Genomic DNA, 14,549 nt, shown 5'->3' on the forward strand with positions numbered 1-14,549 from the left:
CGGTTGGCGTGCTGTGATTCAGGCACGGTGATTCTGTTACAATACGGCCTCCATCCGATTCGAGGGCGGTTTTCCTCTGTCCTGCCACGCATCCCGGACATCTCCCAATGTCATTTATCCTCAAATATCCTCAAATACCATGCAAATCAAAGCCAATACCGTCGTCAGTCTGAATTACGTCATGTACAACATGGATGGTGAAGTGATTGACCGCAACCAGGATCCTATCGTTTATTTGCATGGCGATTACGATAATATTCTGCCGGCCGTAGAAGCTGCATTAGAGGGAAAGCAGACCGGAGATAAAGTCAGCGTGGTGCTGGCGCCCGAGCAAGGTTTTGGCGATATTGAACCGGATTTTGTGCGGGAAGAAGATATCAGTGCTTTCCCGCCTGACATTGAAGTCGGCATGATGTTTGAAACCCGCGATCCGGATACCGAAGAAACAATGCAGTTCCGCGTGCTTAAAATCGATGCCGGCACAGTGACGCTGGATGGCAATCATCCACTGGCTGGTATGACAATTCGTTTTGATACCGAAGTGCTTGATGTCCGTGAGGCCAGCGATGAAGAGGTGGTGCATGGTCATGTGCATGGCGCGGGCGGTCACCATCATTGATTTTGCGGTGATGCCACGTAGTCCGTGGCTGATACCTCGTAATGCGCGAAGGATTCGTTTTACCTGAAAATACTCCCCCGGAGTATTTTGGGGAAGCGTTGGAAAATATGAGGTAAAGCCCGATATCGTGGGCATACTCCCCATATTGATGAAAATGATGAAGAAATGCACACAAAAGACCATTACCTGATTCTTGGTATTGCGCCGAATGCGTCAATGGTGGAAATCAGGAAAGCCTACCGCCAGAAAGCCGCTGAATTCCATCCTGACCGGAATGACTCAGAATTTGCGGCGCAAAATTTTCATGCGGTGAAAGAGGCTTACGACGTATTGTCGGACGATGCGGCGCGTGCTGCCTATGATGAAAACCGTCGCCGCAATCTGCTTGATTCGCCGCTTGAGACCGCCGCTGAAATCTGGAAAGCTTATTTATCAGGAGTATTGCAGTGAAGCTGTCCCGTTTTTTTGAAGATCTGATGTCAGTTTACAGGGCTGAAATTGAAGATTTAAAATCTGATTCCGAAGGTAACAATATACTGAAGGCGCGCTTGCGCGAGAAGGCATCCCAGTTGCCTTTGTTGTTACCGATGATGGCGAGTAATCCCGAAATGCTGGCGTCGGCATTTCATCAGGGATTTATTTTTCTTAACCCCCTGGTGCTGGAAGCATTGGTGGGTAAAGAGGAAGTGCGTTTGCCGGAATGGAAAAGCCTGTCTGCCGCCGTGCGCCTTGAATTCTGGGCAGAGCCACTGGCAAAAACCGTGCTGGCAGAGCCTGCCGGAGATCGCTTTCTGGTGACGGCAGCTGCGCTGGAGTATCTGTATCGTGGCGTGCAGAGCCGTAAAGGCAGTGCGGCCGCCGATGCTGATCAGGATGATGATGAGCAGAACGAGGAAAACGATGACCGCGAAAATGGTGATCTGGATGGCCAATATGGCCGTCACGGTCGTGATGACGGTGATGATGGTGATGACTACGATCTGGGCGAGGCTGGCGCTGACTGGCTTGCCGAGCAAGGCTTTGACCGTAAAGAGTAAGGATAAGAAGAATGACTTTACCTGCAGTGATTGAGGCGCAGAATCTGATTCTGGCCGGTGATATTTCCGGCGCAGAATATGCGCTCGCGAATATCGCCGAAACCCACGGCGATAAAGCGCTGGTGGCCGCACTGGATGATTTGCCCGCTAAGGATTTACTGGCGGTGATCCGTGAATACGATGCTTCAAAAGAGTCGCTAGTGAATCTGGTGGTGACGCCGGAGCAGTTTGCCCAGGCAGTGGTGCTGGAACGTCGCTATGGTGACCAGACCCATGAGCAGCTGCGTGGCATGATCAATTCCGTCATTTTCCGCGATGGCGCCGATCCTGCTGAATTTTTGTATGAAATCGCAGAAGTGGAGGGCGGTTACGATGCCCTGGTTGACTATTTACTTGATCGTGCGCAGATGGTCGAGCACTTTTATAAATATGCGACTTTCGATCTGTATGAATACGGCGACGGCGAGAAAACCCGGGCCCGTGAAGACGACCTGATGCATCTCGACCACGACCATGAAGGCGTTGCGTCACCGCTCGACATGGCCAATCTGGAAGATCACGACTGGATGCAGGTAACGTATATCCTGCGTTATGAATTGCCGGAAATTTTCCGTGAAGTGCTGATGAAATTGCGGGCACGTTATCAGGCCTATCTGGCCACTCTGCAAAGTGATGAGCCTGAAGTCGCCGGCGAAGGCGAAGGCGAAGCGGAAGAGGATGAGCGTCCGAAAAATAACGATGACGGTGATGATGAGGAAGAGTCTGCCTTGTAAACATACTGTGATCTGAGTCCGGCAGCCGTGCTTTGGACTGCTCCGGATTCTTTCCGGAAAAATGCAGACTGCGGTTACGTGTTCTGCATTTTTTATTGTTGCAGAGTTTGAAAATCGTTTGAGAATCACAAGAGAAAACCGTCATGTCCGATCAATTTCATATTGCCCTGACCGATCATCGCCCTTTCTTTGAAACGGCGCTGCGTTACGGTGTACAGCGGGCTATTATTCCCAGCAGCAAAATCACCGCGATAGAGACCGAAGCGCCGAAAGGGATGGTGCAGATTGCGGCAGCGTTCGGCAGTCAATATTTGCGTCCCGAGATTGAACTGGCACGCCGGCGCATTGTGAATCTCGCCAGCCTGTATCTGCTGGAAACATCCGGCGGTGATCTGGAGATGGCTGCCAAATTGATCCGCGACAACACCTTTCTGACTTTATCTCGTGGCGGCTCCGGTTTGCTGAAAGCCTTGTTTGCGATGCCGGAATACCCGCTGCTGGGGCAGGATGTCAAAGGAAGGGTAGAGGATTTTCTGGATGCCTGGTCACTGAAGGATAGGCCGGCAGATTACCGGAATGCGCTGGCGCACAGGCAGGCCAATGTAATGGAGATTGAGGCCGGATTCTGGTTTGGCGATATGCTCGGATTATCCCGCAGTTATTTAAGAGAGGAAGATGTCGAAGCGGCGGCAATCGTCCGGACGGCTTTACTGACAATGATGTTTGCCGATCAAGGTGCCGTACTGGAAAATCAGCTGGAGTTTGCCACGCTGATTGAATCTGTGCGCCGTATGGGCGTTGCGAAGCGAAATAAAGCCGTCGCTGCACTGGATCTGACGCTTGTTCCTGAACAATTTACTGCCATTGCACGACGTATCGCAGAAGAGATCCGGACCCATGATCTGCCGCTGCTGAACGATAAAAACACATCGCTCGACAAGCTGGTATTCAGTCTCAAGGACCGTTATTACCTGAAAGATCATGAGATTGAGGATACATCAGAATATGATGCACTGGTTTCCAAGGAATGGACCCGGCTGACCAAAGGTAAAACTGATGTTGATTCGCTCATGACGCTGTTTCTGTGTATGGCTGCCGGTGTCGCGCCCAAAACAAGTTTGCCGGAAAAAACGGCTAAAAGCATTGTGAAAAAATTCCGGGCTGAAGGTTTTTCTCATGAGCTTGCCGCTCAATGGATAAAAACGTCAGCGCCGCATGAAAAACAGGAGGGGCTGCTGGAAGACTGGCATCATTTTGTTGAAGAGGCCGGCAATTATCTGCTCGATGACTGGGATACCAATTACAGTGGTGCATTGCGTTTTCTGAATATGCATTGCCACATTCAACAAGCTGCCAGATAAGGTATTTCTGTTTTCCTCATCATAAAAAAAGCCTGACGTGAATATGGTCAGGCTTTTTTATTTCCAGAAAAATTTGTCGGAAAAGGCTGCATATAAATCAAATCCAGCACTGATTCCGATGGGCACGACCCGTTGCGAGGCGTGATAAGTTTACAAACTCAATTCCAATACCTGTTGGCTGATTGCCGGCGTGACATCCCGTTTCTCACCGAGGGCGACCATGCGATGTGTTTCCAGTGCGGAGATCAGGGAAGAGATGTGGCTGCTGTTCAGGCCATAATCACGCAAGCGGGTTTTGACGCCCATTTGTTCGAAATAATCCTGCATTTTGCTGATCGCGGTGTCGATGCGTGTATCGTCATTACCTTCGCGTAAATCCCAGACACGCTCTGCAAACTGAAGCAGCTTGGCGCGTTTGGCTTCCTTTCGTACACGCAACATGCTCGGCAATACGATGGCCAGTGTCTGGGCATGGTCAATGCCGTGCAGTGCAGTCAGTTCATGACCAATCATGTGTGTAGCCCAGTCCTGCGGTACTCCGGTGGCGATAAGCCCGTTTAAGGCCATCGTTGCGCACCACATCAAATTAGCGCGGACATCGTAATCGTGAGGATTGGCAAGCGCTTTTGGTCCTTCTTCGATCAGGGTTTTTAATAAGCCTTCTGCAAAACGGTCTTGCACCGGAGAATTTACCGGATAAGTCAGATATTGTTCCATGACGTGGACAAAGGCATCGACTGCGCCATTTCCGATTTGGCGAACGGGCAGGGTATAGGTTTTGGCCGGATCGAGAACTGAAAACTTCGGAAAACAATGACGGCTGGAAAACGCCAGTTTTGCATTGATGGATTTACGTGTTACCACCGCGCCGGAATTCATTTCGGAGCCTGTGGCCGGCAAGGTCAGAACAGTGCCGAAGGGCAGCGCCTGGGTAATGTTTGTGCCGCGCTTCTCCAGAATTGCCCACGGATCGCCACCTTCGAATAAGGCGGCTGCGGCAATAAATTTGGTGCCGTCAATGACGGAGCCGCCGCCGACAGCCAGCAGGAAATCAATCTGGCTTTCTTTGATGAGTGCGACGGCTTTCATCAGGGTTTCGTAACTTGGATTGGGTTCGATGCCTGTAAATTCCGTTACCTGGCGGCTTCCCAGGGCTGTCATCACTTCGTCAAATACACCGTTGGTTTTGATGCTGCCGCCGCCGTACAGTAGTAATACCTTGGCGCTGGCGGGGATTGCTTTATTCAGATCGGCAATGCGTCCCTGTCCGAAAAGAATCTGGGTCGGGTTGTAAAAATCAAAATTCAGCATGAATGTCTCCGTTTGGTGAGGCGAGGAACTGGCATCTTAGCGCAAATTCTAAAAATCAACCGGTCGTTCGATTTTTTACTGGGCGAGGAAAAGAAAGACTGTCGGCTTTTTATGAAAGTCCGGTAATTGGTTTGCTGCAACGCGCTTTTTCCATTCTGTTACAGTCATTGTCTGTATGGATTCGCTATGCAGGGTGAGATCAGTGGCAACGCAGATCAGGCTGTTTCCCTGGCAATGATTCGCCAGGGCTTCCAGCATGGCGGTATTGCGATAAGGAGTTTCAATCATCAACTGGGTCTGCTTTTCTTTACGGGAACGCTCTTCCAGTTCCTTGATGCGCTTGGCGCGCAGGGCTGCATCAGTCGGCAGATAGCCATGAAATGCGAAGCTTTGCCCGTTTAAGCCGCTGCCCATCAATGCCAGCAGCAGAGAGGATGGGCCTACCAGCGGGCGCACCTGAATGCCGTGCTGATGCGCCAGACGCACCAGATTGGCGCCGGGGTCGGCCACTGCCGGTACGCCTGCTTCGGAAATCAGACCAGCATCGTGCCCTTGTTTTAAGGGAGCCAGCAGTCCTTCCAGCGCGTGCGCTGGCGTGTTGATGTTCAATTCGCTGATCTGTATTGCTTGAATTGGCAGTCGCAACGGATGTCGTTGCCCGAGAAATTTGAGGTAAGCCCGCGTAGTTTTGGCGTTTTCGGCAATCAGAAAACCCATTTGCGCTGAGATGCTCTGCACCGTTTCCGGAATAATGCTGGCCAACAGGTCTGGCGCCTGATCCTGATTGAGTCCCAGTGTGTTTGGAATAAGAAATAGTGTGCCGGTCATAAAATGAATTGAAATCGGTTAAGAATATACTGGGGGGAGTATTTTTAAAGTGTCCTTAAAATAAAAAGAGGACAGAGCCAAAAATAGGAATACTCCCCTGATTGACATCATTTAAAGAAGGCGACGCCTGCCAGGCGCAACATGCTGGTCAGCGCAATCAGCGGTAATCCGGTCAGCGCAGTCGGATCATCGCTGCGGATGGCAGACAAAATGCTGATACCCAGCCCTTCATTTTTTGCACTGCCGGCACAGTCGTAGGGCTGCTCAATGCGCAGATAGGCATCCAGCTCCGTATCGTCCAGGTCACGGAAAGTGACTGTGGTCGGTATATTTTGTATCTGGCAAGGGTGTTTGCTGTCAGGCCGGGTATCCAGCAGGCATAATGCGGTGTGAAAAATCACTTGGTGTCCACGCATGATTTGTAGCTGCTTTAGCGCATTTTCATGATTTCCCGGTTTGCCAATTTGCATCCCATTCAGAGTGGCAACCTGGTCGGAGCCGATAATCAGGGCGGGACCTGAAAGCCTCGCGATGGCCTGAGCCTTCTGGTGTGCCAGACGTAAAGCCGTGCTATCCGGGGTTTCTCCTGATAATGCCGTCTCATCAATATCCGGACTCTGGCAGGTAAATGGCAGTTGCAAACGGGATAATAATTCCCTGCGATAAGCAGAGCTTGATGCCAGAATTAATGGCGCTGTTGCATGTTGTTTGTGAGATGTCATCTTCAGAAATAAAACAGGCGAAGTATCTGATTGACACGTTTCTCGTGAGAATTGCGCCAAAAATGTGCTAAGCCTTTGACTAATAAGGGTGATTGCTGTTATTATCGCAGGTTTTCTGGGTTCAAATATCCTATGCAAGCTTTTGTGATTGACGCTTTCGCGTTTTGCCGGCTCGGTGAGCGGCGTTCGGGAAGCATACCTGTCGCAGATTCACCCCGGCTTTCTGGAGAGTGTGCCGACACGAACAGTGTGTTGGAATGGTCTTTATCCGGAGGGACGGATGGTTTAGGACACGCCAGACTGGCGCTGAATGTGACTGGCTCCGTCAATCTGATGTGTCAGCGTTGTTTGCATCCGTTTGCACTGGATTTGAATTCAGAGTCAGTATTGATCCTCGCCAGAAGCGAAGAAAATGCCGATGAAATTGAGGCATTGCTTGAAGATGACGAGATTGATGTTGTAGTAGGCAGCAAAGCATTCAATATCATGGATTTGATTGAGGATGAGGTGCTGCTGGCAATACCCCAATCGCCCAAACATGCAGTATGCCCGGATGTATCATTGGCTTCAGCAAATTCTACTGCAGGGGTTGACGCAGGAAGCGGCAAAAAAGAATCGCCTTTTGCCGTGCTGAAGAAAATAAGTGGGCGTACCTAGTGGCATTATTCTGAAAAAACACTCAGGTCGAAGTATTGTTAGGGATTCTTGGTTGGCGATGTTCGCATTCCGGTGTGCGCATTCTTTAGCCAGGTGTGTAAATTTTTAGAAACATTTTTTGAAGTATTAGGAGTTATCATGGCAGTTCAGCAAAATAAAAAGTCCCCATCCAAGCGTGGTATGCACCGTTCCCACGATTTCCTGACTGCACCACAGTTGGGTATCGAGCCAACAACAGGTGAAACGCATCTGCGTCACCACATCAGCCCAAATGGCTTTTACCGTGGTCGTAAAGTATTGAAAACCAAGAACGACGAATAATTCGTTCCTGATTTTAAAAAAGCGGCGTGACGAGTCTCGTACTTGGCGCCGCTTTTTTTCGCCTGTAGCGATAGCGTGTTTTCCTGAATTGCATACGGAGAATGGCCGGGCAGGCAAAATTTCCTCGTTTTTTTGATTCACTATTTTCCCGCAGAAATGAAAATGGTCGAAATGGCGCTTCAGTTTGATACACTAGCCGTTTCGGATTGAAGTTTCGCAACACTACATGACAATAAAAATTTCCATAGACTGCATGGGCGGTGATCACGGGCCAGCAGTTACCGTAGCGGCAGCAGTGGCATTTGCAAATCGCGAACCAGACGTTGAGTTTCTTCTGGTGGGTCTTGAGGCTGACATCCAGTCTGAACTGAAAAAACTGCACGCCACACAACATCCTCGTCTGAAGATCATTCATGCCAGCGAAGTCATTGAAATGCACGACCCGATTGAGGTCGCTTTGCGACGCAAAAAAGACTCTTCCATGCGTGTTGCAGTGACTCAGGTGAAAGAGGGGATGGCGCAAGCCTGCGTTTCAGCAGGTAACACCGGTGCTTTGATGGCGGTTTCCCGTTATGTGCTGAAAACGATGCAGGGGGTGGATCGCCCTGCAATTTGCAGCATGTTGCCCAACCAGAAAAATTTGCCCACGTATATGCTGGATCTGGGGGCAAACGTTGATTGCGAGCCAGTGCATCTGCATCAGTTTGCAATCATGGGCTCTGCACTTGTGTCTGCGCTAGAGGGGAAGGAGCGTCCGACAATTGGTTTGCTGAATGTCGGGGAAGAAGATATCAAAGGTAATGATGTCGTGAAAAAAACTGCTCAGTTGCTGCGTGAGGATCATGAGCGGGGTTTGCTGAACTTCTATGGCAACGTCGAAGGGAACGATATTTTCAAGGGCACGACCGATATTGTTGTTTGTGACGGTTTTGTCGGTAATGTGACATTGAAGGCTGTTGAGGGATTGGGGCGTTTTGTAAAAACGACGCTTACTGAATCTTTCAAGAGTAATTTTTTGAATATTCTCGGTGCGGTGATTGCGCGCGGCGCCCTGAAATCGATTTCCCGGACAATGAACCCGTCGAATTATAATGGCGGCAGCCTGTTAGGTTTGCGCGGTCTGGTATTTAAAAGCCACGGCAGCGCAGACAAATACAGTTATGAATGGGCGATACAGCGTGCATTTGATGCCGCAAAAAATGATGTTCTGGCGCGCATTTCAACTTCGATGGCGAAACTCATGCCTGTGGCAGACCCGGTTTCGTCTGATAATAACGATCTTCCGGTGCAAAAAACTGCATGACAATTTTCAGCAAAATTATAGGTACAGGCAGTTATCTGCCATCCAGAAAAGTCAGCAACCAGGAACTTGCTGATCAGCTCGCCGCAAACGGCATTGAAACATCTGATGAATGGATTGTCAGCCGCAGCGGTATTTCTCATCGGCATTATGCCGATCCAGGCGTGAATTCCAGTGACCTCGGCGTTCAGGCTGCGCAGCAGGCTTTGCAGGCAGCCGGAATGCAAGCGAATGATATTGACCTGATTATTCTTGCAACATCAACCCCGGATTTTATCGGTGGTTTTCCCAGCACCGCTTGTGTCGTCCAGAATAAACTGGGTATGACCAATGGTGCGGCGGCTATGGATGTGCAGGCGGTGTGCAGCGGCTTCATGTACGCCATGGCTGTGGCGGACAGCATGATTAAAGGCGGCACGCACAAAAATGCGCTGGTGATTGGCGCTGAGGTTTTTTCGCGCATTCTTAATTTCAAAGACCGTACCACATGTGTGTTATTTGGTGATGGCGCGGGTGCTGTGGTGATGGCCCGCTCTGAAACTCCGGGCGTATTGGCCACCAAATTGCATGCTGATGGAAGTCATGCCGATATTCTGTGTGTTCCCGGGAATATTCAGGATGGGGCAATTGCGGGAAACGCCTATTTGCATATGGACGGTCAGGCCGTGTTTAAACTGGCCGTTTCAGTGCTGGAAAAAGTGGCAAATGAGGCTTTGTCACTGGCGGGGTTGCAGGCATCGGACATTGACTGGATGATTCCACATCAGGCGAATATCCGCATTATGCAAAGTACGGCCAAAAAAATGCATCTCCCTATGGAAAAACTGGTGGTGACGGTGGATCAGCACGGAAATACCTCCGCTGCGTCAATCCCTCTGGCGCTGGATCAGGCAGTGCGGGACGGCAGGGTGAGAGCAGGACATAAAGTATTGTTGGAAGGAGTCGGTGGCGGTTTCACCTGGGGTGCTGCCATTGTGCAAATGTAGTATTCAAAATAACCAGAGAGATATTAATACTTATGAATCAATTTGCGTTTGTATTTCCCGGTCAGGGGTCGCAATCGATCGGAATGCTGAATGGTTTCGCGGATAATCCAGTTGTCCGTCAGACAATCGAAGAGGCTTCCGATGCGCTGGGAACTGATTTGGGGCGTTTGATTGCAGAGGGCCCGAAAGAGGCGCTGGATCTGACGACGAATACGCAACCTGTCATGCTGACTGCGGCAGTTGCCAGTTATCGTGCCTGGATTGCTGCGGGTGGAAAAGTGCCGGCGATAGTCGCTGGACATAGTCTCGGTGAGTACTCGGCTTTGGTGGCAGCAGGCGTGGTTGCATTTAAAGATGCAGTGCCTCTGGTGCGTTTTCGTGCGCAGGCCATGCAGGATGCAGTGCCCGTGGGGCAAGGTGGAATGGCCGCCATCCTGGGGCTGGCAGACGAAGATGTCCGGGCTTTATGCACTGAGGCTGCACAGGGTGAAGTGGTTGAGGCGGTTAATTTTAATGCTCCAGCCCAGGTTGTGATTGCAGGCAGTAAGGCCGCAGTTGAGCGCGCATGTGAAATTGCAAAAGTAAAGGGCGCTAAACGTGCTCTCCCTTTACCTGTATCAGCGCCATTTCACTCATCCCTGCTGCAACCAGCGTCGGACAAATTGCGCGAATACCTTGCAGGTATTTCTTTTTCTGTTCCACTGATTCCCCTGATTAATAATGTGGATGTCGCTATTGTCAGTGATCCTGCTGCCATTAAAGATGCGTTGGTCAGACAGGCAGCCAGTCCGGTGCGCTGGGTGGAAACAGTATTGAAAATGCATGCGAGCGGGATGACGCATATCGTGGAATGTGGTCCCGGTAAGGTGCTTGCCGGCTTAACGAAACGTATTCACGGCGATTTGATCGGTGATGCGTTTTTTGATCAGGCAACTCTGGATAAAGTATTGGAAATTTTAAAATGACACTGGTATTAGCAAATCAGGTTGCTTTGGTCACCGGAGCATCCCGCGGTATAGGAAAAGCAATTGCAGTTGCGCTGGCGAAAGCTGGCGCCAAAGTCATTGGCACAGCAACTTCCGAGTCGGGAGCAGACGCAATTTCGGCTTATCTTGCTGAGATTGGACCGGAGGCGGGTAAGGGTGTCGCATTCAATGTCAATGATGTGGAACGTTGCAATTCTTTGGTTGACGAGATTCAGAAGTTATACGGAAGTTTGTCTATCCTCGTCAATAATGCAGGTATCACTCAGGATCAGCTGGCCATGCGTATGAAAGAGGAGGAGTGGGATAACGTTATCTCCACCAATCTGAATTCTGTGGCACGCTTATCCAGAGCAGTATTGCGCGGTATGATGAAGGCAAAGCATGGACGCATCATCAATATTACCTCCGTTGTCGGCTCATCCGGAAATCCCGGGCAGATGAATTATGCAGCAGCAAAAGCGGGTGTAGCGGGGATGAGCCGGGCTCTGGCACGTGAAATCGGAAGCCGTAACATTACAGTTAATTGCATTGCGCCGGGTTTTATTGATACCGATATGACAAAGGCATTAACAGAAGAACAAAAGGCGGCTATTTTGTCGCAGATTCCGATGGCAAAACTGGGTCGGCCAGAGGATATCGCAGCGGCAACCTTGTTTCTGGCATCGCCTGACGCGGGTTATATTACAGGTACGACACTGCATGTTAACGGTGGGATGTATCTGGCATAATTCATTTTATTTGCAATTAGCAGCAATTTCGTTGGAATTGACTTAAATTGTTGCTGAAAATTCTGGACTTGCTTTTTTTGCGCACAAACCTGCTAAAATGCGCGCACTTTCTGTAAGCCCTTATTATTGATTTTTTCACTGGAGATACACATGTCCGATATCGAACAACGCGTTAAGAAAATCGTCGCAGAACAACTGGGCGTCGCTGAAGCTGACATCAAAAACGAATCCTCTTTCGTCGATGACCTGGGTGCAGATTCATTGGACACAGTTGAATTGGTGATGGCACTCGAAGATGAATTCGAGATGGAAATCCCTGATGAGCAGGCTGAAAAAATCACTACTGTGCAGCAAGCGATTGATTACGCGACAGCACACGTTAAGGCGTAATTCAGTTTTCGTTTTTAAATCCAGGAGAAACGCTTGAGTCGTACGGATAAACGTCGTGTCGTTGTCACCGGACTGGGATGTATTTCCCCGGTCGGTAATACGATTGCCAGTGCTTGGGATGCGGTGAAAGCTGGTAAATCTGGTATTGCTACTATTACCAAGTTTGATGCTTCAGCCTTTTCTACGCATTTTGCCGGGGAAGTCAAAGACTTCAATGTGGAAGACTACATTCCGGCGAAAGAGGCTCGTAATATGGATACTTTCATCCATTACGGCATTGCGGCGGGGATGCAGGCGTTTCAGGATAGTGGATTGTCGGTCACCGAAGAAAATGCAGACCGCATTGGTGTAATTGTCGGTTCTGGCATCGGTGGCTTGCCGCTGATTGAAGAAACCAAAGAGACTTTAATGGAGCGTGGACCACGTCGTATTAGTCCATTCTTTGTTCCGGCTTCCATTATCAATATGATTTCCGGACATCTTTCGATCAAATATGGTCTGAAAGGTCCTAATCTGGCCATCGTGACAGCCTGTACCACAGGATTGCATTGCATTGGGTCTGCCGCCCGCATGATCGAATATGGCGATGCAGATGTCATGATTGCAGGCGGCGCGGAATCGACGATTTCTCCGCTGGGCCTGGGTGGTTTCGCTTCCGCGCGCGCGCTGTCTTCCCGTAATGATGATCCTGCCACAGCATCCCGCCCTTGGGATAAAGACCGGGATGGATTTGTGCTGGGTGAAGGTGCAGGCGTGATGGTGCTGGAAGAGTATGAGCATGCCAAGTCACGCGGAGCAACTATTTATGCAGAGGTCGTTGGCTTCGGTATGAGTGGTGATGCTTATCATATTACGTCTCCTAGTATGGATGGTCCGCGCAGGAGTATGTTCAACGCGCTCAAAAATGCAGGGCTGAATACCGATCAGATTCAATATCTGAATGCGCATGGGACATCAACTCCTCTGGGAGACAAAAATGAAACCGAGGCGATCAAGGCGGCATTCGGTGAGCAGGCTTATAAGTTGACTGTGAATTCCACTAAATCCATGACTGGCCACTTGCTGGGCGGGGCTGGTGGTATCGAGTCAGTCTTTACTGTGCTGGCAGTGCATCATCAGATGTCGCCACCAACCATCAACATCTTTAATCAGGATCCAGAGTGTGATCTGGATTATTGTGCCAATGTGGCCCGGGATCTGAAGATCGATTATGCAATGAAGAATTCATTCGGATTTGGCGGCACGAATGGCACTTTGATTTTTGCCAAAATATAAAAAAATTCTTTTGAATCTTTGAAAAGCACCTTTTTCATCTGAAACAAGGTGCTTTTTTTATTTTATGAGTATTTCTGTTTCAGCAGTTATCAGCCCTTCCAAAGTGCCGGCATTTGCATTGACTATCATGGGTATTCTGGTGGCGGCATCCCTTTTCCTGCTTTCCGGCTGGAGTGATTTGGCATTGCCAGCGCGATTGGTCCTGAGTTTTCTGATTATTGCGTTTATCATCTTTGCAGCTTGGACCGGGCGTCGCAAAGATTCCGTTCGACTGATTATTTCTGGTCAGGGTCAGATTGTGTTGAATTATCTTGATCCGGTAAATGGTTCACCGCAAAAATCACTTGCTGTTCAATTGAGCAAACGGAGTATTGTCCGAGATGGATTGATGTTTTTGTATTTTACGTCGGCTGACGGTTCGTCGCTGCCGCCCATCGTTATTTTTCAGGATTCTATTGATCGATTAACGATGCATCGTTTGCGGGTAAGTTTGCTTTGGATCATCTCCCGGATGCAGAATGAGATGGAGGGCGAATCAGGGAACTTTTAAAGAGGGTTTGACTCTATCGTTATATAGGCAATTGAAAGTTGAGTGCGTGAACAGATTATGGATTCAGATAAATAAAAATACAGGGATGACTGAGTGACGACAGAGCGCGAGATAGATCAGATTCTGGTCGAGCGCGTCCAGCGTGGAGATAAAAAAGCATTTGAGCTTCTGGTTTCCAAATATCAGCGGAAACTGATGCGGCTCGTGTCTCGTCTTGTCTACGATCAGGCCGAAGCTGAAGATGTCGTTCAGGAAGCGTTCATTAAAGCGTACCGGGCATTGCCAAATTTTCGCGGTGAGTCGGCATTTTATACGTGGCTATACAGGATTGGTGTGAACACGGCTAAAAATCATCTGGTGACTCAGGGGCGCAGGGCGCCAACGTCAACCGAGGCCGATGTTGAAGAAGCTGAAACATTTATTGAGGCAGATGGACTGAGGGACATTAATACACCCGAATCATTGCTGGCCAGTAAGCAGATTGCTGAAACTGTCAATGCAGCTATGTCTGCGTTGCCTGAAGAATTGAGGAATGCGATTACGTTGAGAGAAATTGAGGGGCTCAGTTACGACGAAATTGCAGAGGTGATGCTGTGCCCGATTGGTACGGTAAGAAGCCGGATTTTCCGGGCCCGTGAAGCGATTGCTGAACGGCTGAGACCGATTTTAGGTACTAATCTCGATCAGCGCTGGTAATTTCTCTGA

General features: G+C 49.5%; 18 protein-coding genes. 15 read left to right on the top strand and 3 right to left on the bottom strand.

Going from position 1 to position 14,549, the window contains the following annotated elements; translation table 11 throughout:
* The first annotated feature begins 139 nt into the window (after positions 1 to 139).
* The 5 genes from HV832_RS10785 (at position 140) to HV832_RS10805 (ending at position 3,790) form a co-directional block, all read left to right on the top strand.
* Complete coding sequence (locus tag HV832_RS10785) at positions 140 to 619, top strand: FKBP-type peptidyl-prolyl cis-trans isomerase (RefSeq protein ID WP_176803836.1); 480 nt, start codon at positions 140 to 142, stop codon at positions 617 to 619.
* A 165-nt stretch (positions 620 to 784) separates the two neighbouring features.
* A complete protein-coding gene (locus HV832_RS10790) occupies positions 785 to 1,069 on the top strand; it encodes a DnaJ domain-containing protein (protein ID WP_176803837.1) in 285 nt (94 codons plus the stop codon).
* Positions 1,070 to 1,095: 26 nt separating this feature from the next.
* Entirely contained in the window at positions 1,096 to 1,656 is a 561-nt protein-coding gene (locus tag HV832_RS10795; protein WP_218132014.1) for a hypothetical protein, read from the top strand.
* A gap of 11 nt (positions 1,657 to 1,667) precedes the next feature.
* Positions 1,668 to 2,429 (top strand): hypothetical protein, encoded by a 762-nt coding sequence (locus HV832_RS10800; RefSeq protein WP_176803839.1) that lies wholly within the window; start codon positions 1,668 to 1,670, stop codon positions 2,427 to 2,429.
* A 143-nt stretch (positions 2,430 to 2,572) separates the two neighbouring features.
* The gene (locus HV832_RS10805; RefSeq protein ID WP_176803840.1) at positions 2,573 to 3,790 is read left to right on the top strand and encodes a hypothetical protein; all 1,218 of its coding nucleotides are present in this window, start codon (positions 2,573 to 2,575) and stop codon (positions 3,788 to 3,790) included.
* Positions 3,791 to 3,940: 150 nt separating this feature from the next.
* Here the strand turns inward: HV832_RS10805 and HV832_RS10810 are convergent, their stop codons facing one another.
* The 3 genes from HV832_RS10810 to HV832_RS10820 all read right to left on the bottom strand — a co-directional run bounded on the left by HV832_RS10810 (position 3,941) and on the right by HV832_RS10820 (position 6,651).
* Entirely contained in the window at positions 3,941 to 5,101 is a 1,161-nt protein-coding gene (locus HV832_RS10810) for an iron-containing alcohol dehydrogenase (RefSeq protein WP_176803841.1), read from the bottom strand.
* 75 nt (positions 5,102 to 5,176) lie between these two features.
* Positions 5,177 to 5,929: an SAM-dependent methyltransferase gene (locus HV832_RS10815; protein ID WP_176803842.1), complete on the bottom strand. Its 753-nt coding sequence runs from the start codon at positions 5,927 to 5,929 to the stop codon at positions 5,177 to 5,179.
* 107 nt (positions 5,930 to 6,036) lie between these two features.
* Positions 6,037 to 6,651 carry a Maf family nucleotide pyrophosphatase gene (locus tag HV832_RS10820; RefSeq protein ID WP_176803843.1) on the bottom strand — a complete coding sequence of 205 codons (615 nt, stop codon included), beginning with the start codon at positions 6,649 to 6,651 and terminating at the stop codon, positions 6,037 to 6,039.
* A gap of 132 nt (positions 6,652 to 6,783) precedes the next feature.
* On the opposite strand from HV832_RS10820, the gene HV832_RS10825 reads away from it, so the two are divergent.
* From HV832_RS10825 to rpoE, 10 genes are all read left to right on the top strand, one after another.
* Positions 6,784 to 7,308, top strand: a complete 525-nt coding sequence (locus tag HV832_RS10825; protein WP_176803844.1) for a YceD family protein — start codon at positions 6,784 to 6,786, stop codon at positions 7,306 to 7,308.
* A gap of 138 nt (positions 7,309 to 7,446) precedes the next feature.
* Entirely contained in the window at positions 7,447 to 7,629 is a 183-nt protein-coding gene (rpmF, locus tag HV832_RS10830) for a 50S ribosomal protein L32 (protein ID WP_162018712.1), read from the top strand.
* A gap of 226 nt (positions 7,630 to 7,855) precedes the next feature.
* Positions 7,856 to 8,932 (top strand): phosphate acyltransferase PlsX, encoded by a 1,077-nt coding sequence (plsX, locus tag HV832_RS10835; protein WP_176803845.1) that lies wholly within the window; start codon positions 7,856 to 7,858, stop codon positions 8,930 to 8,932.
* Positions 8,929 to 9,915 carry a beta-ketoacyl-ACP synthase III gene (locus tag HV832_RS10840; RefSeq protein WP_176803846.1) on the top strand — a complete coding sequence of 329 codons (987 nt, stop codon included), beginning with the start codon at positions 8,929 to 8,931 and terminating at the stop codon, positions 9,913 to 9,915. The genes plsX and HV832_RS10840 overlap by 4 nt, the downstream gene beginning before the upstream one ends.
* A gap of 32 nt (positions 9,916 to 9,947) precedes the next feature.
* Complete coding sequence (fabD, locus tag HV832_RS10845; RefSeq protein ID WP_176803847.1) at positions 9,948 to 10,880, top strand: ACP S-malonyltransferase; 933 nt, start codon at positions 9,948 to 9,950, stop codon at positions 10,878 to 10,880.
* Positions 10,877 to 11,629 carry a 3-oxoacyl-ACP reductase FabG gene (fabG, locus tag HV832_RS10850; RefSeq protein WP_176803848.1) on the top strand — a complete coding sequence of 251 codons (753 nt, stop codon included), beginning with the start codon at positions 10,877 to 10,879 and terminating at the stop codon, positions 11,627 to 11,629. The genes fabD and fabG overlap by 4 nt, the downstream gene beginning before the upstream one ends.
* A gap of 150 nt (positions 11,630 to 11,779) precedes the next feature.
* Positions 11,780 to 12,019, top strand: a complete 240-nt coding sequence (gene acpP, locus HV832_RS10855; RefSeq protein ID WP_028104092.1) for an acyl carrier protein — start codon at positions 11,780 to 11,782, stop codon at positions 12,017 to 12,019.
* 33 nt (positions 12,020 to 12,052) lie between these two features.
* Positions 12,053 to 13,294, top strand: coding sequence for a beta-ketoacyl-ACP synthase II (gene fabF, locus HV832_RS10860; RefSeq protein ID WP_176803849.1), 1,242 nt, complete (start codon positions 12,053 to 12,055; stop codon positions 13,292 to 13,294).
* 64 nt (positions 13,295 to 13,358) lie between these two features.
* Complete coding sequence (locus HV832_RS10865; RefSeq protein ID WP_176803850.1) at positions 13,359 to 13,844, top strand: protein YgfX; 486 nt, start codon at positions 13,359 to 13,361, stop codon at positions 13,842 to 13,844.
* A 93-nt stretch (positions 13,845 to 13,937) separates the two neighbouring features.
* Positions 13,938 to 14,540, top strand: coding sequence for an RNA polymerase sigma factor RpoE (rpoE, locus tag HV832_RS10870; protein WP_176803851.1), 603 nt, complete (start codon positions 13,938 to 13,940; stop codon positions 14,538 to 14,540).
* The last annotated feature ends 9 nt before the right edge of the window (positions 14,541 to 14,549 follow it).

This window comes from Cognatundibacterium oligocarboniphilum (assembly GCF_013377855.1).
In the GTDB taxonomy this organism is placed as follows: Bacteria; Pseudomonadota; Gammaproteobacteria; order Burkholderiales; family Burkholderiaceae_D; genus Undibacterium; species Undibacterium oligocarboniphilum.